Origin of the sequence: Corallococcus sp. Z5C101001, assembly GCF_007352635.1 — a bacterium.
Classification (GTDB): Bacteria; Myxococcota; Myxococcia; order Myxococcales; family Myxococcaceae; genus Corallococcus; species Corallococcus silvisoli.
In genome coordinates this window covers 821,049-843,836 of sequence record NZ_VKLU01000001.1, presented here as the reverse complement: position 1 = coordinate 843,836, position 22,788 = coordinate 821,049, and the positions used below count along the sequence as shown (strand labels likewise).

23 protein-coding genes are annotated in these 22,788 nt (G+C 71.7%); 17 read left to right on the top strand and 6 right to left on the bottom strand.

Going from position 1 to position 22,788, the window contains the following annotated elements; translation table 11 throughout:
* Positions 1-27 precede the first annotated feature (27 nt).
* From FOF48_RS03585 to FOF48_RS03560, 6 genes are all read left to right on the top strand, one after another.
* Entirely contained in the window at positions 28-1,344 is a 1,317-nt protein-coding gene (locus FOF48_RS03585; RefSeq protein ID WP_143898702.1) for a family 16 glycosylhydrolase, read from the top strand.
* A gap of 9 nt (positions 1,345-1,353) precedes the next feature.
* Positions 1,354-2,100, top strand: a complete 747-nt coding sequence (locus FOF48_RS03580; protein ID WP_143898701.1) for a Type 1 glutamine amidotransferase-like domain-containing protein — start codon at positions 1,354-1,356, stop codon at positions 2,098-2,100.
* Between the two features lie 45 nt (positions 2,101-2,145).
* Positions 2,146-3,003: a family 16 glycosylhydrolase gene (locus FOF48_RS03575; RefSeq protein WP_143898700.1), complete on the top strand. Its 858-nt coding sequence runs from the start codon at positions 2,146-2,148 to the stop codon at positions 3,001-3,003.
* A 99-nt stretch (positions 3,004-3,102) separates the two neighbouring features.
* Positions 3,103-4,530 carry a hypothetical protein gene (locus FOF48_RS03570; RefSeq protein ID WP_143898699.1) on the top strand — a complete coding sequence of 476 codons (1,428 nt, stop codon included), beginning with the start codon at positions 3,103-3,105 and terminating at the stop codon, positions 4,528-4,530.
* A complete protein-coding gene (locus tag FOF48_RS03565) occupies positions 4,520-5,179 on the top strand; it encodes a hypothetical protein (protein WP_255441848.1) in 660 nt (219 codons plus the stop codon). Before FOF48_RS03570 ends, FOF48_RS03565 begins: the two co-directional genes overlap by 11 nt.
* A 12-nt stretch (positions 5,180-5,191) precedes the next feature.
* On the top strand, positions 5,192-6,733 hold the full coding sequence (locus FOF48_RS03560; RefSeq protein WP_143898698.1) for a hypothetical protein: 1,542 nt from the start codon (positions 5,192-5,194) through the stop codon (positions 6,731-6,733).
* 3 nt (positions 6,734-6,736) lie between these two features.
* On the opposite strand, the gene FOF48_RS03555 is transcribed toward FOF48_RS03560, so the two are convergent.
* Entirely contained in the window at positions 6,737-7,552 is an 816-nt protein-coding gene (locus FOF48_RS03555; protein ID WP_143898697.1) for a class I SAM-dependent methyltransferase, read from the bottom strand.
* A gap of 194 nt (positions 7,553-7,746) precedes the next feature.
* Between FOF48_RS03555 and FOF48_RS03550 the strand changes: the two genes are divergently transcribed.
* On the top strand, positions 7,747-8,958 hold the full coding sequence (locus FOF48_RS03550) for a VCBS repeat-containing protein (protein WP_143898696.1): 1,212 nt from the start codon (positions 7,747-7,749) through the stop codon (positions 8,956-8,958).
* A gap of 12 nt (positions 8,959-8,970) precedes the next feature.
* On the opposite strand, the gene FOF48_RS03545 is transcribed toward FOF48_RS03550, so the two are convergent.
* On the bottom strand, positions 8,971-9,306 hold the full coding sequence (locus FOF48_RS03545; RefSeq protein ID WP_143898695.1) for a hypothetical protein: 336 nt from the start codon (positions 9,304-9,306) through the stop codon (positions 8,971-8,973).
* A 184-nt stretch (positions 9,307-9,490) separates the two neighbouring features.
* Here FOF48_RS03545 and FOF48_RS03540 point away from each other — a divergent pair, with 184 nt between their 5' ends.
* The gene (locus FOF48_RS03540; protein ID WP_143898694.1) at positions 9,491-10,678 is read left to right on the top strand and encodes a bifunctional methionine sulfoxide reductase B/A protein; all 1,188 of its coding nucleotides are present in this window, start codon (positions 9,491-9,493) and stop codon (positions 10,676-10,678) included.
* 20 nt (positions 10,679-10,698) lie between these two features.
* Here the strand turns inward: FOF48_RS03540 and FOF48_RS03535 are convergent, their stop codons facing one another.
* Both FOF48_RS03535 and FOF48_RS03530 read right to left on the bottom strand, forming a co-directional pair.
* On the bottom strand, positions 10,699-11,961 hold the full coding sequence (locus FOF48_RS03535; RefSeq protein WP_143898693.1) for a trans-acting enoyl reductase family protein: 1,263 nt from the start codon (positions 11,959-11,961) through the stop codon (positions 10,699-10,701).
* 8 nt (positions 11,962-11,969) lie between these two features.
* Positions 11,970-12,575 carry a hypothetical protein gene (locus FOF48_RS03530; protein ID WP_143898692.1) on the bottom strand — a complete coding sequence of 202 codons (606 nt, stop codon included), beginning with the start codon at positions 12,573-12,575 and terminating at the stop codon, positions 11,970-11,972.
* Between the two features lie 246 nt (positions 12,576-12,821).
* Between FOF48_RS03530 and FOF48_RS03525 the strand changes: the two genes are divergently transcribed.
* The 5 genes from FOF48_RS03525 to FOF48_RS03505 all read left to right on the top strand — a co-directional run bounded on the left by FOF48_RS03525 (position 12,822) and on the right by FOF48_RS03505 (position 17,143).
* Positions 12,822-13,205 (top strand): BlaI/MecI/CopY family transcriptional regulator, encoded by a 384-nt coding sequence (locus FOF48_RS03525; protein WP_143898691.1) that lies wholly within the window; start codon positions 12,822-12,824, stop codon positions 13,203-13,205.
* Positions 13,205-15,163: a M56 family metallopeptidase gene (locus FOF48_RS03520; RefSeq protein WP_143898690.1), complete on the top strand. Its 1,959-nt coding sequence runs from the start codon at positions 13,205-13,207 to the stop codon at positions 15,161-15,163. The genes FOF48_RS03525 and FOF48_RS03520 overlap by 1 nt, the downstream gene beginning before the upstream one ends.
* Before the next feature lie 89 nt (positions 15,164-15,252).
* Positions 15,253-16,227, top strand: a complete 975-nt coding sequence (locus FOF48_RS03515) for a 4-hydroxy-3-methylbut-2-enyl diphosphate reductase (protein ID WP_143898689.1) — start codon at positions 15,253-15,255, stop codon at positions 16,225-16,227.
* Between the two features lie 95 nt (positions 16,228-16,322).
* The gene (locus FOF48_RS03510; protein ID WP_143898688.1) at positions 16,323-16,658 is read left to right on the top strand and encodes a helix-turn-helix transcriptional regulator; all 336 of its coding nucleotides are present in this window, start codon (positions 16,323-16,325) and stop codon (positions 16,656-16,658) included.
* Complete coding sequence (locus FOF48_RS03505) at positions 16,655-17,143, top strand: SRPBCC family protein (RefSeq protein WP_143898687.1); 489 nt, start codon at positions 16,655-16,657, stop codon at positions 17,141-17,143. The genes FOF48_RS03510 and FOF48_RS03505 overlap by 4 nt, the downstream gene beginning before the upstream one ends.
* Positions 17,144-17,202: 59 nt before the next feature.
* Here the strand turns inward: FOF48_RS03505 and FOF48_RS03500 are convergent, their stop codons facing one another.
* A complete protein-coding gene (locus FOF48_RS03500) occupies positions 17,203-18,108 on the bottom strand; it encodes a hypothetical protein (protein WP_143898686.1) in 906 nt (301 codons plus the stop codon).
* Between the two features lie 460 nt (positions 18,109-18,568).
* Between FOF48_RS03500 and FOF48_RS03495 the strand changes: the two genes are divergently transcribed.
* Positions 18,569-18,958 carry a VOC family protein gene (locus tag FOF48_RS03495; RefSeq protein ID WP_143898685.1) on the top strand — a complete coding sequence of 130 codons (390 nt, stop codon included), beginning with the start codon at positions 18,569-18,571 and terminating at the stop codon, positions 18,956-18,958.
* 4 nt (positions 18,959-18,962) lie between these two features.
* Here FOF48_RS03495 and FOF48_RS03490 read toward each other — a convergent pair whose 3' ends face one another.
* Positions 18,963-19,598, bottom strand: a complete 636-nt coding sequence (locus FOF48_RS03490) for a hypothetical protein (RefSeq protein WP_143898684.1) — start codon at positions 19,596-19,598, stop codon at positions 18,963-18,965.
* 55 nt (positions 19,599-19,653) lie between these two features.
* Between FOF48_RS03490 and FOF48_RS03485 the strand changes: the two genes are divergently transcribed.
* The 3 genes from FOF48_RS03485 to FOF48_RS03475 are packed head-to-tail and all read left to right on the top strand — an operon-like array spanning position 19,654 to position 22,689.
* On the top strand, positions 19,654-20,526 hold the full coding sequence (locus tag FOF48_RS03485) for a lysophospholipid acyltransferase family protein (protein WP_235685307.1): 873 nt from the start codon (positions 19,654-19,656) through the stop codon (positions 20,524-20,526).
* A complete protein-coding gene (locus FOF48_RS03480; protein ID WP_143898682.1) occupies positions 20,523-21,464 on the top strand; it encodes an SDR family oxidoreductase in 942 nt (313 codons plus the stop codon). The genes FOF48_RS03485 and FOF48_RS03480 overlap by 4 nt, the downstream gene beginning before the upstream one ends.
* Positions 21,454-22,689 (top strand): MFS transporter, encoded by a 1,236-nt coding sequence (locus tag FOF48_RS03475; RefSeq protein WP_143898681.1) that lies wholly within the window; start codon positions 21,454-21,456, stop codon positions 22,687-22,689. The genes FOF48_RS03480 and FOF48_RS03475 overlap by 11 nt, the downstream gene beginning before the upstream one ends.
* Positions 22,690-22,788: the final 99 nt, after the last annotated feature.

Sequence of the window (22,788 nt, the reverse complement as noted above, 5' to 3'; positions counted from 1 at the left end):
AGCACCGGGTCCCAACCGAGGATGACGATGGCATCGAGAGCCGGGAAGACGCTGTGGACGCTGGTGGTGGCGGTGGGGCTGACGGCGTGTGGCGAGCCCCCTGCCCCCGCGATGGAGGGGGCGCTGACGACGCCCCGGGTGGCGGCGCGGGAGCAGTCCGCCACCGCGGCGCCGCTGGGGCAGACGGTGTGGCTCAAGGCGTGCGCGACGCAGAAGTACGTGTCGGCGGACAAGAACCTCCACGCGACCGCGCCACTGGTCGCCAACCGGGACACGGCCCAGGGCTGGGAGCAGTTCCAGGTGGGCGACGCGGGCAATGACTTCATCTCGCTGCGCGTGCTGGAGACGGGCCTGTACGTGTCCGCGGATCCCAACGCGGGCGGACAGGTGACGGGCTTCCGCACGGCGGTGGGGGACTGGGAGCGCTTCACCTGGGTGCCCTTCCCCGACGGGACCGTGGGGCTGAGGGCGAAGAGCACCGGCCTGTACGTGTCCGCGGACGCGAACCAGGGCGGCACCGCGCCGCTGTACGCCAACCGCGCCACCGCCGGCTGCTGGGAGGCGTTCTCCTTTGGCGTCGTGGGCGGCGGGGCGGACCGCTGGGTGCAGATCTGGAGCGACGAGTTCGACGGCACCAGCGTCAACACCGCCAACTGGACGCCCAACACGTCCGTACACGTGAACAACGAGCAGCAGCAGTACACCACGTCCGGCGACAACATCTCCGTGAGCAACGGCACGCTGAAGCTCACCGCGCGCCTGCAATGGAACAACAACTACCCGTTCACCTCCGGGCGGCTGGAGAGCGCGGGGAAGCGGGAGTTCAGCCACGGCCGCATCGAGGCGCGCATCAAGATGCCGGTGGGCGCGGGCCTCTGGCCGGCGTTCTGGCTGCTGGGCAATGACATCAATTCGGTGGGCTGGCCCTCGTGCGGCGAGCTCGACATCATGGAGAACGTCGGCTACGGCGACTGGGTGTCCGGCGCGCTCCACGGCCCGGGCTACTCCGGCAACACGCCCATCAATGGCCGCTTCTACCCGTCCTCCAGCGTGAGCGACTGGCACGTGTACCGCACGGAGTACTCGACCGCGGACATCAAGTGGTACATCGACGGCGCGCTGGTGAAGACCACGACGCGAGCCGAGGTGACGCGCTACGGGGCGTGGGTCTACGACAAGCCGATGTTCATCATCCTCAACCTCGCGGTGGGCGGCGGCTACCCCTTCGGCCAGAACGGCGCCACGTCGCCGTACTACGGCGTGCCGCAGTCCACGGTGGACCTGGTGCGCAACGCGCCGCAGACGATGGAAGTGGACTGGGTGCGCGCCTACCAGTGGCGGTAGGCTCGCGGCATGCCGCTTCCGCCCCTCCTCCTGCTGGCTGACAGCGCCCCCTTGTTCTGGCGCGTGGAGGGGCGCCCCTTCCTGGACTTCGTGCGCGTGCTCACCGGCGCGGAGCTGCGCGTTCCGCCCGTGACGGCCGCGTACCTGGGCGCCTCCAACGGCGACGCGCCGGAGTTCCAGGACATCTTCGTCGCGGCCATGGAGGGCATCGGCATCACGCGGTGCCGGAGCATCCCGGCCGCGCCCTCGGCGCGGGACCTGGCGTGGCTTGGGAGCGCCGACGTCATCCTCCTCGCGGGCGGCGACCCGCGCGTGGGCTGGGACGCGTTCCAGGCGCACGGCGTGGACGCGCTCCTGCGCGAGCGGCACCAGGCGGGCGCCCTGCTCATGGGCGTGTCCGCCGGGGCCATGCACCTGGGCCTGGGCGCGTGGTGCGACGACCTGCCCGGAGAGGGCGAGCCCTTCCCGGTGCTGGGGCTGACGCCGTACCTCATCGGGGTGCACGAGCCCCCCGAGTGGCCCGGGCTCAAGCTCGCCGTCCAGCGCATGGGGCTGCCCACGCGCGGGCTGGGCATCCCGAGGGGCGGCGGCGTGCTGCTGCACGCGGACGGCAGCGTGGAGCCCGTGCGGCAGCCGGTGGTGGACGTGTCGCTGGACGTGGACGGCACGCCGCGCGAATCGCTGCTGCTGCCTCCGGCCACGCCCTACCGGGGCGAGGCCCCCACGGCCCCCGTGGACCGGCGGACGCTCCAATAGCCTCTCCTTTCCGAAGCCCCCGACCCACACGTGCGAGGAACAGCGATGGCGGCGAGACGCGGCATGGCGACGATGGCGTGGACGCTGGCGGCGGGACTGACGGCCTGCGCGGGCACACCGAAGCACGCGGCGGCACCGGACGCGGGCGGCGGCTGGGTCCAGGTGTGGAGCGACGAGTTCGACGGCGACGCGGTGGATGAGCGCAACTGGATCCTCAACACCGACGTGCACGTGAACAACGAGCAGCAGCAGTACACGACGTCACCCGCCAACGTGTCGGTGAGCGGCGGGACGCTGAAGCTCACCGCGCGCATGCAGGCCGCGAACGGCTACCCGTTCACGTCGGGCCGGGTGGAGAGCGCGGGCAAGCGGGAGTTCCGCCACGGCCGCGTCGAGGCGCGCATCAAGCTGCCGGTGGGTGTGGGGCTCTGGCCCGCGTTCTGGATGCTGGGCAGCGACATCCACTCGACGGGGTGGCCCGCGTGTGGCGAGCTCGACATCATGGAGAACGTCGGCTACGGCGACTGGGTCTCCTTCGCGCTGCACGGCCCGGGCTACTCCGGCGACACGCCCATCAACGGCCGCTTCACGCCGCGCACGCCGGTGAGCGACTGGCACGAGTACGGCGTGGAGACCTCGCCCGACGCCATCCACTGGTTCGTCGACGGCGAGCGCGTGAAGACGGCGACGCGCGAGGAGGTGGAGCGCCACGGCGCGTGGGCCTACGACAAGCCGCTGTTCATCATCCTCAACTTCGCCGTGGGGGGCGGCTACCCGGAGGGCGTCAACAAGGCGAAGGAGCCCTACTTCGGCGTGCCCCAGGCCACCGCGGACCTGCTGCGCCAGGGGCCCCAGACGATGGAAGTGGACTGGGTGCGCGTGTCGGAACGACGGCCGCGCTGAGGGTCCGACCGCCTCCTCTTCGCACGAATCTCCGAAACTGTTTCTGAATTCCGGGGTTGGGGTGTCCATCAAGGAACGTCCCCCGTTTCCGGAGCCCGCGTGCCCCCACTTCCTGAACCCCCGCGCCGCTGGTGGCTGCTCGGGCTGCTGCTGGGCTTGGCGACCCCAGCCCTGGCGAAGCCCACGGGCCCCGCGGCCTTCTGCGCCGAGTACCCCACGGCCCCCGCGTGCCAGGGCACCCAGCCCGCCTGCACCTACTGCCACGTGGCGCCGCCCCAGCGGAACGCCTACGGCGCCGCGCTGGAGCCCCACCTGGCCCCCGGCAAGCCCCGCCCCCTGTCCGACGAGGACTTCGCGGCGGCGCTCCCCGCCGCGCTCCGGGCCATCGCCACCGCGGACGCCGATGGTGACGGTGCCCCCAACCAGTTCGAGGTCGAGCAGGGCTCGCTGCCCGGTGACGCCACCAGCGTCCCGCCCAGCGGCGTCTGCGGCGGCGGGGAGAACCCCCAGTTCAAGGTCTGCCAGTACGACCCGCGCTTCGTGTACCGCCGCATGCTGAGCGACTTCTGCGGCACGTCCCCCACCTACGTCCAGGTGGCCACGTTCGTGGAGCTGGGCAACCCGGACACGCAGCGCGCCTTCATCGACCAGGAGCTGGACCGCTGCCTCCAGTCCGACTTCTGGCGCGGCAAGCACGGGCAGCTCTGGAAGGTCGCCCACCCGAAGATCCGCCCCATCGGCTCCATCAAGTCCGGTGAGGACGCGGGCCAGATTCCGCTGGCGGACTACGACGACGACTACGCGCTCTTCACCTGGTCCCAGACGGATGACCACGACGCGCGCGACGTCCTCACCGCCACCTTCCACGTGAAGCGCGCGGGGACGAACCCCACCACGTACACCTCCACCCCCAGCCTGCCCTCGCAGACGGTGGATGCCGCGCACCGCGCCGGCAACATGACCAGCGCGTGGACGCTCACCTCGTTCGTCATGTTCACCGCGCTGCCGCGCAACGCCGCGTCCCAGATGTACCGCGCCTACCTCGGCCTGGACATCGCGAAGCAGGAGGGCCTGCACAGCGTGGCCAGCGAGCCGCGTGACTACGACGCCAAGGGCGTCCAGGCGCCGCAGTGCGCCGCCTGCCACGCGACGCTCGACCCGCTGTCGTACCCGTACCGCAACTACAACGGCATCAGCGGCGTGCTGTCCAACCGCTACCTGCCCAACCGCCTGGAGCTGCTGTTCCCCAACGACGTGGCCACCCTGAAGAACACGCCGGAGAAGGGCGTCATCCTGGGCCAGCCGGTGAACAACCTCCTGGAGTGGGCCCGGGTGGCCGCCAACAGCGACGCCTTCGCCATCTCCACCGTCACCGACTACTGGAAGCTGCTCGTCGGCCACGCGCCCCTCCCGGAAGAGAACGAGGAGTTCGTCCGCACCTGGCAGGCCTTCCGCTCCACGCACGGCTACCGCGTGCAGAAGATGCTTCACGACCTCATCCGCACGGAGGCCTACGGTGCGCCCTGAACGCCTGCTGCTGACCTGCCTCCTGCTGACGGGCTGCTCCGACGCGCTCCCCGTCGCCGTCGACCTGGGCCCGGGAGAGAACCCCGGCGTGACGCCCACGTACGACGGCGGCGTCGCGAAGTCCCAGAAGGGAAACCTGCGCTTCAAGGGGCCCGAGCGCCTGTCGCTCGACCTGGCCCAGGCGCTGGAGCTGCCCGCCGCCTCCGTGTGCAACGAGCTGGGCCTGTACCCCTGCCAGAACGTGCACGGCGTGGCGCTGGGCGGCGTGGACCCCTACCAGCACAGCGTCTACGAGACGGCCCCGGTGACGGGCGCCACCGCGCCCCTCGCCGTGGAGCGCACCGTGCTCTCCGCGTGCAACGCCCGCGTCTCGCTGGACGTGAGCGCGCCGGCCGCCGCGGTGGTGTTCAAGGACGTCGCCCTGACGGCGGACGGGAAGCTGGCGGACGCCGCGAGCCCCGCCGTCGCCACGGCGATGACGTCCCTGGTGCGTCGGGCGTGGCTGCGCGACCCGACCCAGGAGGAGCGCGACGCGCTGGTGCGGCTGGCCGGCGACGTGGCGGCCACCGGCGCGGCCCGCCCGGGCGTCGCGTGGATGCAGGCCTCCTGTCTCGCCGTCTTCTCTTCCGCCGAAGCCGTCTTCTACTGAGGAACCCCGTCCATGACCCTCAAGACCACCGGCCGGCTGTCGCGTCGGGAGCTGCTGCGGGCGCTGTCGCTCTGCGCCGCGGGCTCCACCACCCTGGGCCCCCTGCTCTCCGGCTGCCGTGAATCCCTGCAGACCCCCGAGGCGCTGGAGAAGCTGGGCCGCAAGCGCGACGCGCTCGACGGCAAGCCGAAGTTCCTCATCGTCATCGGTGCGGCGGGGGGCGCGTCCATCGTGGACAGCTTCCTCGCGGTGCGCCAGTCCGAGTCCGCCAACGCGAGCGCGGTCAACACCTTCCCGGACGCGCAGGTGCAGGCCGTGGCGGGCAGCCCCTTCCGCGCCGTGAAGTACAGCAACACGCGCCTGGGCAGCATCAACATCCCGGTCAACACGGACCAGCTGGCGTTCGTGAAGAAGCACCAGCACGAGATGCTGGTGGCCACCTCCGTGGGCACGTCCGTGAACCACGGCATCGCGCAGAAGCGCTCGCTCACCGGCAACGCCGCGTGGCGGGGGCGCACGCTCCAGGAGGCCGTCGCGCTCCAGTGGGGAAGCGGCCTGCCCCTGCCCAACGTCAACATGGGCACCGGCGGCTACGCCGAGCGCGGCACCGACGACGCCCTGCCCCTCTCCTGCTTCGGGGAGAGCGTGGTCAACCCCTCCCTCTGGCCCCTGGGCCTGGACGGCTCGCGCGGCATCGCGGGCGCGCCATCCAAGGACGTCATCGCCCTGGCGCGCGGCACGCGGGACGCGCTGGACCAGAAGTCCGTCTTCGGCCGCACCTTCCAGGACAGCGCCGCGCTCCGGCGCTGGAATGAACAGCGCGGCGTGCAGCAGCCGAAGCTGGAGGCCATGGACCTCATCACCCGGCTCAACATCCTGCCCGACCTGCCGCAGATTCCCCTGTCGCGGTACGGGCTGGAGAGCTCGCCGGACGGCGCGCGGCTGCGCGCGGCGTTCCCCGCGTTCCTCACCGACCCCGTGCAGGGCCAGGCGGCGCTCGCGTTCCTCCTGCTCAAGTACCGGGTGTCGGTGTCGGTGACGCTGGGGCCCGACTTCAACGTCGCGGTGGGCGGGCCCAACGGCATCGCCAACCCGCCGCTCGCGTTCGACATCAGCCACAACGACCACCGGGGCGGGCAGGCCTTCATGTGGGCGCGCATCCTGTCCACGGTGGACTCGCTCATCACCCTGCTCAAGGCGGAGCCCTTCGACGCGGACACCGGCGAGTCCATGTGGGACCGCACGATGCTCTACGTGGCCACGGAGTTCGGCCGCACGCGACCGCGCCCCTCGGGCGCCACGGAGTTCGGATCCGGGCACGACCTCAACAACGGCTTCCTGCTCCTGTCCCCCATGGTGAAGGGCAACACCGTCCTGGGAGGCGTGGACCCTGACACCACCCTCACCTACGGCTTCGACGCGCGCACCGGCGAGGCCCAGCCCGGCAAGCTCACGTCCAACGAGCCGGACATCTACTCCGGCATCCTCACCGCCATGGGCGCGGACCTGGGCGGCAGCGGCCTGCCGGACGCGAGCGCCTTCAAGCGCGCCTGACGCTCACGCCCCCCGCCCTGGCAGCCTCGCCCACAGCACGGTGGCGTTGGGCCGGGCGGGCTCCGGGGTGATGCCCAGCTTCTTGAAGTCACTCGAGTAGCGCGCCCCCTTGATCAGCACGGCCCGGCGAGCCACGCGCCGGGCCTCCTCCACCATCTCCCGCGTCAGCGGCGCGGGGTCCGCGTGGCGGCGCAGCGCCTCGAACGCGGCGGAGGACTTGCGCTCGCGCTCGAACATCGGATCGAAGAGCACCACGTCGAACGCGCCGTCCGGCACCGCGCGCAGGTGCACCGCCGCGTCCGCGTGCACCACCTCCACCGCGCAGGAGGCCGGGTGGCGCGGCAGGCCCAAGAGCCCGTGGCGCACCAGCAGGTAGAGCGCCGGGCGCTTCTCCAACGCGGTGACGCGGCCCGAGGGCCCCACCAGCCGCGCCGCCACCTGCGCATCCGCGCCCAACCCCAGGGTGCAGTCCAGCACGTGCTCCCCGTCGCGCAGCCCCGCGATGCGCAGGAGCATGTCCTCCTCCACCCCCGCGTCCAGCTGCTTCACGCGCAGGTGCGCCAGCCCGGGGGAGAAGCGCAGCGTGCCCTCCGCGTCCACCAGCGACACCGCCGTGGACTCAAAGACGACCAGCGCATCCGCCATGTCGGTGAGCAGCTTCTTCAAGGGGAGCTTGTGGTGGCGCTCCACATACGGAACACCCACTTCCTCCGCCGCGCTCCGCGCACGCTGTGCGAGCGCCACGTCCACCCGGTCCGACGTGGTGACCACCAGGGCCTGGCGCGACGGGGACGGCGGGAGCAAGGACGGGGGGCGCATGGGCACCGCGCAGCCTACCCCGCGCGCAAGCCGTCCCCCGGGGCCGCCCGCTGTCACCCGCGCGCCCCCACCCCTCCCCCCAGGCGCATGGTCCCCCACGGCGCGCCTTCTTACCTCTTGGCCTTCGCGCGGGGATATCAAGGAAACCGCGTTCGTACGGCCTTGCAGGTTCAAAGGCCGCCAGGGGGGCGGACATGCGACACCACGGAATGGCCCATGCGGGCGTGCTGCTGTTCAGCGTGGCGGGGCTGGTGGGCATGGCCCTGCCGCGACTGACGGGCGACACACCCCGGCCGCTGTTGGAGGCGCAGCTGCTCGTGCCCACGGGGCTGGGGCCCCACGCGGTGGCGCTGGGCGACTTCGACGCGGACGGCCGCCTGGACGTCATCACGGCCAACCACACGGCGAGCACCGTGTCCGTGCTGCTGAACTCGGGCGACGGGACGTTCGCGGCCCGGATGGACATGCCTCTCGGGGACCGGCCCACGGGGGTCGCGGTGGGGGACTTCAACGGCGATGGCCACCTGGACGCGGTCACCAGCAACTTCGGCGGCACGGTGTCGCTGCTCCTGGGCCGGGGGGATGGGACGTTCGCTTCGCGGACCGACCTGCCCGTGGGCGGCGAGCCGTCCGCGGTCGAGGTGGGGGACTTCAACGGCGATGGGAAGCTGGACGTGGTGGCGGCCAGCGCGTTCAACGACGCCGTGTCGGTGCTGCTGAACCGGGGGGACGGCACCTTCCAGCCGCGCAAGGACGTGACCACGGGCACGTCGCCCTTCGCGGTGGCGGTGGGCGACTTCAACCACGACGGGAAGCTGGACCTGGCCACCGCGAACTTCGTGGACACGGTGTCGGTGCTGCTCGGCGTGGGCGACGGGACGTTCCGCCCGCACGCGGACTTCGCGACGGACAACGCGCCCTATTCGGTCGTGGCGGCGGACGTGGACGGCGACGGGCACCTGGACCTGGTCACCGCGAACTTCCTGGGCCGGAGCGTGTCCGTGCTGCGCGGCACGGGCACCGGCGCGTTCCCAGCGCGCTCGGACTTCAAGGTGCGGGGCGGGCCGTACTTCGTCGCGCCCGGGGACTTCAACGGCGACGGGAAGCTGGACCTGGTCACCGCGAACTTCGGCGAGGACACGGTGTCCCTGCTGCCCGGCATGGGCAACGGCACCTTCGGCGAGGACACGCTGCTGTCCACGGGAGCCGGGCCCTACGCGGTCGCGGTGGGGCGCCTCAACGGGGACCTGAAGCCAGACGTCGTCACGCCGGACGCGAGGGCCCACGGCGTCTCCGTGCTGCTGGGCGCCACCACCACGACGGCCATGCGCGCGCCCCGGTCCACGCTCGACACCCTGGACCCGGGCTGCGGCTCCCCGACGGGGCTCGCGGGCAAGTGCGATTAGCGGCGCGGGCGTTCAGCGAGGGCGCTTCAGCTTCGACCACATCAGCCCGACGAAGGTGTCGGGCGCGGGCTCCGCGGTCATCAGCTCCGCGTCCTCGTGGCCGCGCACGGGTGGAGGCAGGGGCTTGGGGGCCACGGGCGACGGCAGGGGCTCCGCGGAGTTCAGCCCCTGGGCATGGCGCTCCATCACCTCCGCGAAGGAGCGCTGGGGGGTGTTCCGGGCGGACACGGGCGCCGCGCCTTCCACGCCCTGGAGGGCCCGGACCCGAAGGATGACGTTGGCCCCCTCCGCCCGGGAGATGCCCGTCACCCGTCCGATGGGACCTCGCGGTCCGCGTCCATGGCCCATGCGCGCACCCTCCCGGCCCTGACACCGTAGCGCCGACGGGGCTCCCCGGCCACTGCCCGGGCCTCCGGGAGGCCACGGCATGGCCCGCCCGGCCGTCCGCCCACAATCGCTGAAACCGTCCGCTGGGGTCCCGCGTACCAGGAAGGAGCGCCCGCACCGGGCGCGTCCGGAGGCTTCGCGTCCCATGACGTCCGCCCGAACCGCATCCCCTCGCATCCGCCGCGCCGCGCCGTCGCCGCGCCGGCTGTGGCCCGTCGCGCTGGCGCTGGCCGCGGCGCTGAGCGCGTGCACCGAGGCGCGCGGGGCGCCGCCCGACACGAAGGCCGCCGTCACGCAGTCCGCTCCGGTGCGGGACGGCCGCGAGTACGCGAAGCCCTCCGACGCGGAGCTGAAGCGCACCCTGTCGCCCACCGCCTACCAGGTGACCCAGAAGGGGGGCACCGAACCGCCCTTCCGCAACGCCTACTGGAACAACCACGAGGAGGGGCTCTACGTCGACGTGGTCAGCGGCGAGCCGCTCTTCTCCTCGCGCGACAAGTTCGAGTCCGGCACGGGCTGGCCCAGCTTCACCCGCCCGCTGGACAAGGACCACGTGGTGGAGAAGCGCGACGACAGCCTGGGCATGGAGCGCGTGGAGGTCCGCTCCAAGGACGGCGACTCCCACCTGGGCCACGTCTTCGAGGACGGCCCCAAGCCCACCGGCCTGCGCTACTGCATCAACTCCGCGTCGCTGCGCTTCATCCCCGTGAACGAGCTGGCCGCGCAGGGCTACGGGGCGTGGCTGCCCTCCTTCGGGCGCAAGGCGCCCGGCGACTCGACGGGCGCGCTCGTCCCCGCGGCGGGCGCCGCCGTGCTGGCGAAGGCCGCCGCGCCGACGGAGGCCCCCCGGGAGACGGCGTACCTGGCGGGCGGGTGCTTCTGGGGCATGGAGGACATCCTGCGCAAGATCCCCGGCGTCATCGACACGGAGGTGGGCTACACGGGCGGCGCGAAGCGCGGCGCCACCTACGAGGATGTGCACACCGGGGAGACGGGCCACGCGGAGGCGGTGCGCGTCGTCTTCAACCCGAAGCTGCTCACGTACGAGGGCCTGCTGGAGAAGTGGTTCTTCCGCATGCACGACCCGACGACGCTCAACCGCCAGGGCAATGACGTGGGCACGCAGTACCGCTCCGCGATCTTCTACCTGACGGACGCGCAGCGCCAGACGGCCGAGGCGGTGAAGGCCCGCGTCAACGCGTCCGGCAAGTGGGCCCGCCCCGTCGTCACGCAGATCTCCGCCGCCGGGGAGTGGACCCCCGCCGAGGGCTACCACCAGGACTACCTGGTGAAGAACCCCGGCGGCTACACCTGCCACTACCTGCGCGACTGAGGCACGCGCGCGGGGGCGCGTCACGCGGCGCGGTCGTGCGCCTCGAACGTCATCCCCGCCTTGCGCAGGCGCTCCACCAGCACCATGCCCATGGCCGACGCGGGCGTGAGGACGCCGCCCTGCCTGGGGATGGCGCCGAAGGCGAGGCACAGCGCGGACTCCGAGAGCATGCGCGCCGTCGCCGCGTAGCCCGGGTCGCCCTGGGCCGCGACCCGGCCCTCCACGTTCACGCGCTGGCCGCTCTTGGGGGACAGCCCCTCGCCGAACAGCCGCACCTCGAAGAGGCCACGCTCGCGCACCGTGGCGGACGGCCCCTCGCCGGGCGCCGGCAGCACGTGCTTCTCCAGGAGGCCGCGCACCGCGTCCACCTTGGTGGCGGCCATGAAGCCGCCCAGGCCCGCGGTGGTCCCCGCCGCCAGGGCGAACCCCTTGGGCCCGGGCCCGAAGTCGGAGACCTCCGAATAGAAGAAGTCGCGGCCCCACGGGAAGCCCAGCAGCGCGTTGGAGCGCCGCACCACGCGCGTGTTGACGGACGCCATCACGAACGGCCCCGTCCACCCGCCCGTGTCCGGGCTCTTCTTCACCGTGGCCAGGTCGCGCTCCTCCGGGGTGCCCCGGCCAGGCTCGGGGTCCAGCGCGTGGGCGCTGGCCAGCAGGCGCTTCAGCGCCGGATCCGCCTTCACCGCGTCCAGGGTGTCCAGCATGCTGGAGATGGTGCCGCCGCTGAAGCCGCCGCGCATGCGCGTCACGTGGAAGCGGATGCGGTCGCAGTGCCCGCCGTGCTTCTCCCGCATGTAGTCCTGGAGCATCAGCGCGCCCAGGTCGGAGGGGATGGAGTCGAAGCCGCAGGTGTGCACGATGCGCGCGCCCGTCTCCCGCGCCCGCGAGTCGTGGGCGTCGATCATCTTGCGCATCCACTGCACCTCGCCCGTCAGGTCGCAGTAGTCCGTGCCGGCGCGGACGCACGCGGCGACCAGCTCCGAGCCGTAGCGCGCGTAGGGCCCCACGGTGGTGATGATGACGCGCGTGCGCGCCACCAGCGCGTCCAGCGACGCCGGGTCCTTCGCGTCCGCGAGGACCACCGGCAGGTCCGCGAACTGGGGCCGCACCCGCGCCAGCTCCGAGCGGACCTGCTCCAGCTTCGCCGTGTCCCGGCCGGCCAGCGCCCACTTCGCGCCATGCGCGTCCTGCGTGCGCGCCAGGTACTCCGCCACCAGGCGGCCGGTGAACCCCGTGGCCCCCCACAGGATGATGTCGAATGCGGTCTTCTTCTCGCGGGCCATGAAGTCTCCTAGTACCGGAAGTCCGCCGCCACGGTCGACAGTCGCATGCCGAAGGTGGAGCGCCCGGGCCACGTCATCGTGACGCGGGTGCGCAGCTGCGACAGCGGCACGGCGGGCGACAGGGTGTACGTGTCGTTGAAGAGATACCAGCCCTGCGTCATGTCCGGCAGGTTGTGCGTCACCGTCGACCGCGCGAGGACCGCGTCGCCGCGCAGCAGCACGCTGCCACCCTGGCCGCACATGAGCGGCGCGGTGCAGCTGGCGTTGCGCATGAAGTACTTCACGTTGACCTGGGTCACCAGCACGTCGCTCGCGCCGAGGGCCGGGTAGGCGAAGTCCACGGAGCTGCTGGAGCCGTTGCCCTCCACGTACGTCGCGTCGAAGTCCGGCTGCACCGGGTCCGTCACGTCGTTGAGCAGGTCCACGTCGTCGGGGACGCCGCGCACGCCGGAGCGCGCCACCACCGCGTTCGGGCGCACCGCGTTCGCGTCCGTCAGGCCCGCCCGGGACACGGTGAAGGCGCTGGCGTCCTCCTGGGAGTCAGCGCCCCCACAGCCCACCATCAGCACGGCGACGACGGCACCGGCCGGATACCGCGAACGCTTCCAGTTCATGGCTGCCTCGGAGTCATCGGGCGCGGGGCCCTGGCCCTCGCGCACGGAAGTTCGGCTTCGACGGCTGCCCGTAGTCGGACCCTGCATGTGAGCGCAAGCGGGATTCCTGGAGGTTCCCGTCTCCCGTGCATCGCCCCACATCAGGACGGTGCCGCGCCTCCCGCTTGAACTACGAAGGGCTTCGTTGACATCTACGAAATTGTTCGTATAACTAATCCGTCGTCAGAACCGAGGAGTGAGGACGCCATGAGCCGAGGAAAGCTGCCGCGCCCCACGGATGCCGAGCTGGCCATCCTGCGGGTGCTGTGGGACCAGGGGGCGCGCACGGTGCGCGAGGTCCACGAGACGCTTCAGGACGGGAGCGGCTACACCACCGTGCTGAAGACGCTGCAGATCATGACGGAGAAGGGGCTGGTGACGCGCGACGAGTCGCAGCGGGCGCACGTCTACAGCACCCGGCTCCCCCGGGAGAGCACGCAGCAGCAGCTGGTCACCGACCTGGTGGACCGCGTCTTCGGCGGCTCCCCGGCGCGGCTCGCCCTGCAGGCGCTGTCCTCGAAGAAGACGTCCCCGGAGGAGCTGGCGGAGCTGCGCCAGCTGCTGGATTCGCTCGAGCAGGAGGCGGAGTGATGAACGGTCTTGTCCTGGAGTCGGTGGGCTGGGCGCTCCTGCACCTCGTGTGGCAGGGCGCGCTCGTCGCGGCGGCGCTGGCCCTGGCGCTGCGGTGGGTGGGCCGGCGTTCGGCGAACCTGCGCTACGCGCTGGCGTGCGGTGCGCTGGGCATCATGCTGGCGCTGCCGGTGGCCACGGCGTTGCGGCACGCCTCGCGCGCGAAGGAGGTCCGGCCGGTGCGCACGGTGTCCGTCCGGCGGACCGCGACCCCGTTCACGGCCACGGTGACCCTCACGCGCACGGAGCAGGTGGCGCGTGCCCCGGTGACGGGGACGGCGTCGCTGCCGCCGCTGGAGGGGATGCTGGAGCAGGTGGGTGAGCACCTGCCCTGGCTGGTGCTCGCGTGGGGGATGGGGGTCGCGGCGTCGTCGCTGCGGCTCTTGAAGGGATGGGTGGGGCTGCGCCGGCAGGTGGACGCGGCGGTGCACGCATCGTGGGAGTGGCAGGAGCGACTGGAGGCGCTGGCCCGGCGGATGAACCTCACGCGTCCGGTGCGCCTGCTGGTGTCGTCGAACGTGGATGTGCCGTCCACGCTGGGCTGGCTGAAGCCGGTGGTGCTGGTCCCCACCGCCACGCTCACCGGGCTGGCCGTGCGGGAGCTGGAGCTGGTGCTCGCCCACGAGCTGGCCCACATCCGCCGTCACGACTTCGTGGTGAACGTGGCGCAGACGCTGGTGGAGACGCTGCTCTTCTACCACCCGGCCGTGTGGTGGATGTCCCAGGTCATCCGCGTGGAGCGGGAGAACTGCTGTGACGACCTCGCCGTGAAGCATGGCCCTGGCGCCCTCCCCTACGCCCGTGCGCTCACGGCCCTGGCGGCGCTGCGGCTGCAAGGGATGGAGGCGCAGGGCCCCGCGCTGTCCGCGCTGGGAGGTTCGCTGAAGGACCGCGTGCGGCGGCTGGTGGTGCCACCCAAGTCGCGGTGCTCGTCGCGCTGGGCGGCGGGGGTCTCCATCGTCACGCTGGCCAGCAGCCTCGCGCTGGCGATGCCGCTCACCGCGCTCGCCGTGCAGAACTCGAAGGAATCCGAGAGGAAGCCCGTCACCCGCGACGTGGCCGGCACCCCGCCGGCGATGGCCAGCTCGGTCCACCCGCGTGACCCCGCCGCGCCGCCCGCGCCCGCCGCCAACACGCACCCGTCCACGGTCGCGATGACTCCGGCCGGCGCCATGTCCCCACGCGTCGCCGCGGCGCCGGCCCCAGTGGCCCGCCCGGCTCCCGCTCCCGCTCCCGCTCCTGCTCCTGCTCCTGCTCCTGCTCCTGCTCCTGCTCCCGCTCCTGCTCCTGCTCCTGCTCCTGCTCCTGCTCCTGCTCCTGCTCCTGCTCCGAAGGTGGCAGCCAGCGCGAAGGCGGCGAGCGCGGAGGCCGATGACGAGACGACGCGCGTGGGCGTGGACCCCCTCACGGTGGATCAACTGGTCGCGCTGAAGATCGCGGGGGTCACGCCGGAGGTGGTCGACCAGATCGCCGCCATGGGCTACGTGCCCACCGTGGACACGCTGGTCGCGTTCCGCCACGCGGGCATCACGCCGGAGTACGCGAAGGCCATGGCGGCCCGCTTCGGCCGGGCGCTGCCCGCCGACCAGTTGGTGAGCATGAAGCACCTGGGCATCACCCCGGAATGGCTGGGCCAGATGGCCGCCCTGGGCTTCGCGAAGGCGGACGCCGACGAGTTGATGAGCGCGAAGGCGCTGGGCATCGACGCCGCGTGGCTCAACGACCTGAAGGCCGCTGGCTTCCGTGTCCAGGACCTGGAGGAAGCCAGCGGCCTGCGCGCGGTGGGCGTCACCTCCAGCTACATCCGCGAACTGGAAGCGGCGGGCCTGAAGCCCTCCACGGTGGATGACCTGGTGCGCCTGCGCACCAGCGGCATCGACGCGGACTTCATCCGCCGCATGCAGAAGCCCCGGAAGTAATCCCCCCATCCCTCCCACGCGGCCCCCACCGCGCGCTGCTCCCCGAGCGCGCGTGCGGGCCGCGCCTTGCCCGAAAAGGAGTCGCTGTCATGACGTCCCGCCTCTCACCGTGGCTCACCGCGTTGGTGGTGCTCTTCGCCCTTCCCGTCCTCGCCGCCAACGCCTCCGACACCGGCGCCTGGGTCGCGGCGGTGCGGGAGAAGGAGCTCCACCTGTCGTTGCATCCGAAGGACGACCCCGGCTCCCAGTCGGGCTTCTCCGCGCCGTTCACCGCCTTCCAGGGGTTGTCCACCGCGGACGGCGCCAGCGCCCCGTTCAAGCTGGTGCGCGAGGCGGGCACCTTCGACTTCGAGGGCCGCTTCGCGGACGGACAGGGCGTGGGCACCTGGCGCTTCACCCCCGACACAGGCTACGTGAAGAAGCTGGCGGACCTGGGCATCGCGCGCCCCAACGCGCGGGAGCAGCAACTGCTGGCCGCGCTCGACGCGGGCCCCCAGCGCATCCAGGGGCTCGCGGCCTTGGGCCAGAAGATCACCACCCTGCATGACCTCATCCAGGTGGGCCTCTTCGCGGTCACCCCGGAGTACGTCCGTGCGCTCGCGGCCGCGGGCTATCCGAAGCTGTCCCTGGACGAGACCGTCCAGTCCCGCATCCACGGCGTGACGCCCGAGCGCATCCAGGCGCTGGCCACCATGGGCTTCAAGGGCCTTCCCCTGGACTCGCTGCTGTCCATGAGCATCCACGGCGTGACGCCGGACTTCATCCGCGAGATGCGCGGCCTGGGCTTCAAGGGCCAGGACGCGGACGGCCTCGTGTCCATGCGCATCCACGGCGTCACGGCGGAGTTCGTCAAGGCGATGCGCGGCCTGGGCTTCAAGGACGTGGACGCGGAGGGCTTCACGGCCATGCGCATCCACGGCGTCACGCCCGAGTTCGTCAAGGAGATGCGCGACCTGGGCTACACGAACGCCACCGCGGACGACTTCGTCTCGCTGCGCATCCACGGCATCGACTCCCTGTTCGTCCGCGGCATGTCGAAGCCGGACGGCGGCACGCGGAAGTAGCCGCCCCCCGCTGGCTCCCCTGCCAGGGGAGCCCCCTCGCGCGCCCCACCAGGGGGACTTGACGCCGCGTCCTTCAAGGCCTATCACTGAACCAAATGGTTCAGTCTCAAGCCGCGCTCGACCGTTCCTTCGCCGCGCTGTCGGACCCGACGCGCCGGGCCATCCTGTTGCGACTGGGAGGGGCGGGTGCGTCCGTCGGCAGCCTGTCCGAGCACTTCGCGATGACGCTCACCGGGCTGCAGAAGCACGTGCGCGTCCTCGAGGAAGCGGGCCTCGTCACGACGGAGAAGGTCGGGCGGGTGCGCCACTGCCGGCTGGGCCCGCGGCGGTTGGAGGACGTGACGAAGTGGCTGACGTCCTACCGGAACCAGCTGGAGCAGCGCCTGGATCACCTCGAGGACTTCCTCGAGCGCACGAAAGGAACGCCATGACGACCCGAATCGCGACTTCGCCCAAGGCCCTGGTGACACAGCCCTCCGACCGGGAGCTTCGCATCGAGCGCATCTTCAACGCGCCCCGGGAGCGGGTGTGGAAGGCGATGACCGACCCCGCGCTCGTCGCGCAGTGGTGGGGCCGGGGCAACAAGCTCGTCGTCGAGCGCATGGACATCCAGCGCGGTGGGCACTGGCGCTTCGTGGAGCACACGCCGGACGGCACGCACGGCTTCGAGGGCCGCTACCGCGAGGTGAAGCCCCCGGAGCGCATCGAGCAGACCTTCGAGTGGGACGGCGCGCCCGGCCACGTCGTGGTGGAGACGATGACCCTGGAGGACCTGGGCGACGGCCGCACGAAGCTCGTCACCGTGTCGCTGTTCCACACCGCCGAGGACCTCCAGGGGATGGCCCAGTCCGGGATGGAGGAGGGCCTCAACCAGAGCTACGCGGCGCTCGACAAGTTGCTCGCGCTTCCCAACTGAGCCGAGCAGGCGTGGCGGGGGCACACCTCGCGCGGAACGCGCCCCCGCACGCCCAGGGGCTACTCCCCGTCGCTGCTGTCGGAGTAGGCGCCCTCCACCTTGTCCTTGTGGTGGGGCGCGGTGGTGTCCGTCTTCTTCGCGTTCTTCACCTCGCCCACGTCGTAGTGGTGCCGGTAGTAGTCCGCCCGATCCGCCATGCCGAACGTGGGCTGCTTCTTGCCGAAGCCCTCTTGGAAGGAGGACTTGCCCGTGCTGATGAGCTCCAGCGTGGCGCGGGCGTTCTTGGCGCTGCCGCCGGCCCGCTGCTCCTCCGACAGGTGGGTGGCCGTCAGGAACTTGCTCGCGGCGTTGCGCTGGGCCGGGGTCTGGATGTTCGGGAAGTGGTGCTGGAGCTTCGAGGCATCCCCTTGATGCTCCTTCAAGTCGCGGAAGACCTCCTTGCTCCTGGAGGCCTTGAGCAGGTCCTTCGCGACGCCCTTCTCGTCGGTGCCCGGAGGCACCAGGGCCTTGGCCATCTTCGCGTACTCGTTTCCCACGGCGTTGCCGTCGTAGTTGTCCTTCCGGGTCATGATGAAGTTGGCCGGGTCGCGGTTGTTGCCCTTGGCCACCGTCACCGGGCCGAAGGGCGTCGAGTAGGTGCCCGCGTTCTCCGTCTTGTTCCTGCGGCTCATGTTGGAGGTCTGGCTCTTGAAGCTGTCCTCCTCGAGGCGCGTCTTCTCACGGGTCCGCTTCGAGGCCCGGTCATAGGCGTTCTGGGGCCGGGTCCGCCCCTCCACGCTGGAGCCCTCGGATTCCTGCCGGGGCCGCTTGGCCAGCTCCGGGGAAGGCGCGGTCCCATCGTCCTCGCGCGCCCGCTTCAGGCTGCCACGGCCGGGCGACGAAGCGCCGCTCGCGGCCGGCGAAGGGGACGGCGAGGGGCTCGAGAATGAGGGCGATGGTGAGGGGGAGCGGCTGCGCAGCTTCATGTGACACTCCTTGGAATGGGGGTGCCAGAACCTAGCGCCCCCCCTCACCACCAACGACCGGGAAGGCTGCTTTTTCACGTATTGAATCATCCATTTCACACACCCCTGTCTGTGATTGTTTCGTCCCGGGGACGCCTCCGCCCTTCGGGGCTCCCGCCGCGCCCAGGCAGGTCCGGTGCGGAACATCCGGGAGGCTCGCAGGGCACGTAACAATTTCTCAGAGGGAGGCAGGGAGCGCGCCGCCCAGCCGCGCACAGCGTCCTTCTCCAGGCCATGCGCTGGTGCCCTCGACTCCGCCCCCGCGAAGCCCGTGGCCCCGGTCACCGGAACGCGCCAGGGCCGGCCCCCAGGCGGGCCCCCTCCCCTTCCACTCCGCCATACCCACCCCCTGCTTTTCGGTGTATCCCTGGCTCCCCCTCAACGGGCATCCCCCCACCGCCCAACACTTCCAGGAGCCGTCATGCACCACAGCCGACTCAGCACGTTCGTCATCGACTGCAAGGTGGAGGATCTCGACGCCGCCGCGCGGTTCTGGAGCGCGGCGCTGGGGCGGGCGCTGAAGCCGGCGGAGCCGGACTCGCCCACGTACCGGGAGCTGGAGGTCCGCGCCGACGAACCGATGCTGCTCATCCAGCAGGTGGGGCACGAGAGCCGCATCCACCTGGACATCGAGTCGGATGACCTGGACGCGGAGCTGGAGCGGCTTGAGGCGCTGGGCGCCCGGCGCATCGCCTACGTGCAGCGCTGGTGGGTGATGGAGTCCCCCACCGGGCAGCGCTTCTGCATCGTCCGCCCGCAGCGGGGCCCCCTGGAGGGGCGCGCCAACGTGTGGGACGGCGAGGGCCGCTAGAAGCTCACGCGGGCGGCGCCTTCGAGTCCGGGCCCAGCGCGGCCTGGAGCAGGTCCAGCAGCCCCGGCCACTCGTCCGCGGACAGCCACAGCCCCTCGGGCGCGTGCTCCGCGCGCATCCGCAGGGCGGAGGCTTCGAAGAGGCGGGCCGCCAGCGCCCCCTCCTTCGGCAGCCGGCCCTCCACCCGGAGCACCTGCCCATCCCAGGCCAGCGTCGGCGGCAACAGCTTCTGGGCCAGCGCCTTGAGCGCGGCCCTGCCGGCGCCCGTGCGCAGCGCCCCCATCAGCAGCGACGACGCGCCGGGCGACTCCTCCAGCTCCACCCGCCCCGGCGTGGACAGCCACAGCGTGTAGCGCCCCAGGGCCAGCTCCACGCGCTGGGGGGTGGTCTCCACCCGCAGCTTCCAGCCCCGCACGTCGAGGCGCAGGTCATACACGGTGGGAGTGGTGCCCCAGGAGCGCAGCTCCAGCCCCTTCACGTTGCGCAGGACGCCGCGCGACAGCGCCTCCACCCGCGTGTGCGCCAGCCGCACCCGCCGTCCGGACACGTCCACCGCGACCTGGGCGGACAGCCCCTCTGGGAGCGCCTTCGCCCAGGCGAGCACCCCCTCCAGCATTCCCGTCCACGACTGCACCGCCATCGCGCCTGCCTCGTCCGAAGGGCCCCATCCCATCCGGGCGCCCACCGGCCGAACAATGGGGGACGCGGGCCCCCCGTGCAAAGCGCACGCGCGGTGCTACGGTGCGCCCGTGCCCCAGAGCGAGTCACTGTCAGAGCGGGTGGAGCGGTTGCAGCTGCCCTTCAACGAATACGGTGTCGACCCGTACGGCATCTCCAAGAAGCACCTGAAGCTGGCGCTGGAGTTCTTCGCCTTCCTCTACCGGAACTACTTCCGGGTGCGCTGCACGGGCGTGCAACACATCCCGAAGACGGGCCGGGGCATGCTGGTGGGCAACCACTCCGGCGGCGTCGCCGTGGACGGGATGATGGTGCTCACCTCCACCCTGCTGGAGATGGACCCGCCCCGGCTGGCGCAGGGCATGTTGGAGCGCTTCATCCACAAGTTCCCGGTGGCCTCGCTGTGGGCCAGCCGCACCGGCCAGTTCACCGGCCTGCCCGAGCACGCCGTGCGCCTGCTGGAGGACGACCGGCTGCTGATGATCTTCCCGGAGGGCGCCCGGGGCACCGCGAAGCTCTACACGGAGCGCTATTCGCTGGTGGACTTCGGCACGGGCTTCATCCGGCTGGCGCTCCAGACGCGCTCGCCCATCATCCCCTTCGCGTTCCTGGGCGGCGGCGCGGCCATCCCCACCGTGACCAACGCGTACGCGCTGGGCAAGCTGCTGGGCGTCCCGTACGTCCCGCTGACGCCGTACCTGCTGCCGCTGCCGCTGCCGGTGGGGCTGGAGATCCACTACGGCCCGCCGCTCGTCTTCGAGGGCACGGGCGACGAGGAGGACCACGTCATCCAGGGCTATGTGGACCAAGTGAAGGCCAGCATCCAGCGGCTCATCGAGGACAACCGCGCCGAGCGCCACCTGCGCCGGACCCGGAGGCTGTTGCCATGAGGGTGTTGATTCCAGGCATCTCCGGAGGCATCGCGCGGAGGCTGGCCCTGCGCCTGCGCGACAGCGGCCATCAGGTCGCGGGCATCGACATCCGCCCGTGGCGGGACGCGCCGAAGGGCATCGAGGTCCACCCGGTGGACGTGCGCAAGCGCGCCGCGGAGGACGTCTTCCGCCGCTGGAAGCCGGAGGCGGTGGTGCACATGGCCACGGTGACGGCGTTCACCGTGCCGGGCGGCGAGCGGGGCCGCATCAACCTGGACGGCACCAAGGCGCTGTTCGACCACTGCGCGACGCACGGCGTGAAGCAGGTGCTCTTCGTGGGCCGGCACACGTTCTACGGGGCGGCGCCGGACTCGCCGCTGTACCACTCCGAGGACGAGCCGCCGCGCGCGCTGGAGGCCATCCCGGAGCTGGCGGACCTGGTGGCCGCGGACCTGTACGCGGCGACGGCGCTGTGGCGCATGCCGGACGTCACCACCGCGGTGCTGCGGCTCGTGTACACGCTGGGCACGCCGGGCACGGGCACGCTCGCGAACCTGCTGCGCGGCAAGCGCGTGCCGATGGTGCTGGGCTACGACCCGCTCTTCCACATGCTCCAGGAGGAGGACGTGGTGACGGCGCTGCAACTGGCGCTGGAGAAGAAGGTGCGCGGCATCTTCAACGTCGCGGGGCCGCCGCCCGTGCCGCTGTCGGTCATCATCAAGGGCACGGGCCGCACGCCGGTGCCGCTGCCGTCGGCGCTCCTCTCGGTGCTGATGGGGCGGGCGGGCTTCCCCCGGCTGTCGGTGGGCGCGACGGACCACCTGCGCTACCCCATCGTGGTGGACAACAAGCGCTTCCTGGAGGCCACGGGCTTCCAGGCCACCTACGACGAGGGCCGCATCCTGCGCGCGTACGCGGACGCGCTGCCGGTGGACCGGGCGGGCCATGGCGGCTGAGACCGCGAGCGTGGGCGCGGCCGCCCAGGCCACGCCCGGCCTCGTGCGCCGGGTGGAAGCGGTGGTGTTCCTCACCGTGTTCCTGGACCTGGTGGGCTTCGGCATCGTCATCCCGATGCTGCCCTTCTACGTGCAGTCCATGGGCGGCTCGGCGCGCACAGTGGGCATCCTGCTGGGGTGCTTCAGCCTCACGCAGCTGCTGGCGACGCCGCTGCTCGGGCGGTACTCGGACCGGCATGGGCGGCGGGCGGTCATCCTGCTGAGCCTGCTGGCGAACGCGGTGGCCATGGGGTTGTTCGCGCTGGCCAGCTTCGAACGGATGCTGCCCTTGCTGTTCGCCTCGCGCATCCTGGCGGGGGCGACGTCCGGCAACATCGCCGCGTGTCAGGCGGCGCTCGCGGACGTGACGACGAAGCAGACGCGCGCCAAGGCGATGGGCCGCATTGGCGCGGGCATCGGGCTGGGCATGGTGTTGGGGCCCACGCTGGGCGGGCTGTTCTCCGGCCTGGGCGCGTGGGTGCCGCCGCTGCTGGCCGGAGGGTTGGCGCTGGTGGGCTTCGCGGGCGCGCTGGTGGCCATGCCGGAGACGCACCCGGCGGAGCTGCGCGTGGCGGCGAAGGCCCAGACGCGCTGGTCCGCGTTGCAGGACTCGCCCCGGCGCAAGGCCTTGGGGATGGTGCTGGGGTTGTTCTTCGCGGTGTTCCTGGCCATGACCACGCTCCAGGTGGCGTTCGCGCTGCTGGTGCAGGCGCGGCTGGGCTGGGGTTCCAAGGAAGTGGGCTACACGTTCGCGGTGGTGGGCGGACTGGGGCTCATCATCCAGGGGGGACTGATTGGTCCGCTGGCGCGCGCCGTGGGCGAGTTCCGGCTGCTCATCACCGGGGCGCTCATCCTGGCGGGCGGCATGGTGGGGCTCGCGGTGTCGCAGCAGGCGATTCCCATGATGGCCTCCGTGGTGCTGGTGGGCGCGGGGATGGGCTTCCTGCAGCCGCTGATTTCGAGCCTGGCCTCGCAGGTCGCCCCCCCGGCGCAGCAGGGCGCCGTGCTGGGTCTGGCGCAGTCGTGCGGGGGGCTGGCCCGCACGGTGGGCCCTGTCGCGAGCGGCTGGATGTATGCGTCCTGGAGCACCCAGGCCCCCTTCCTGACGGGCATGGTGTCGGCGCTCGCGGCGGCGGGGCTGGGGGTGCTGCTGAGTCGGGAGTCGCTGGAGGACGCGGGGCGGTAAAGCCTTTCAGACCCACCCGGGTCCATTCCCTCCCAAACGCCATACCTCTTTTGGGGGTCTTGTCAGCACCCGACCCATGGGAGCAGGCTTTTGCTCACG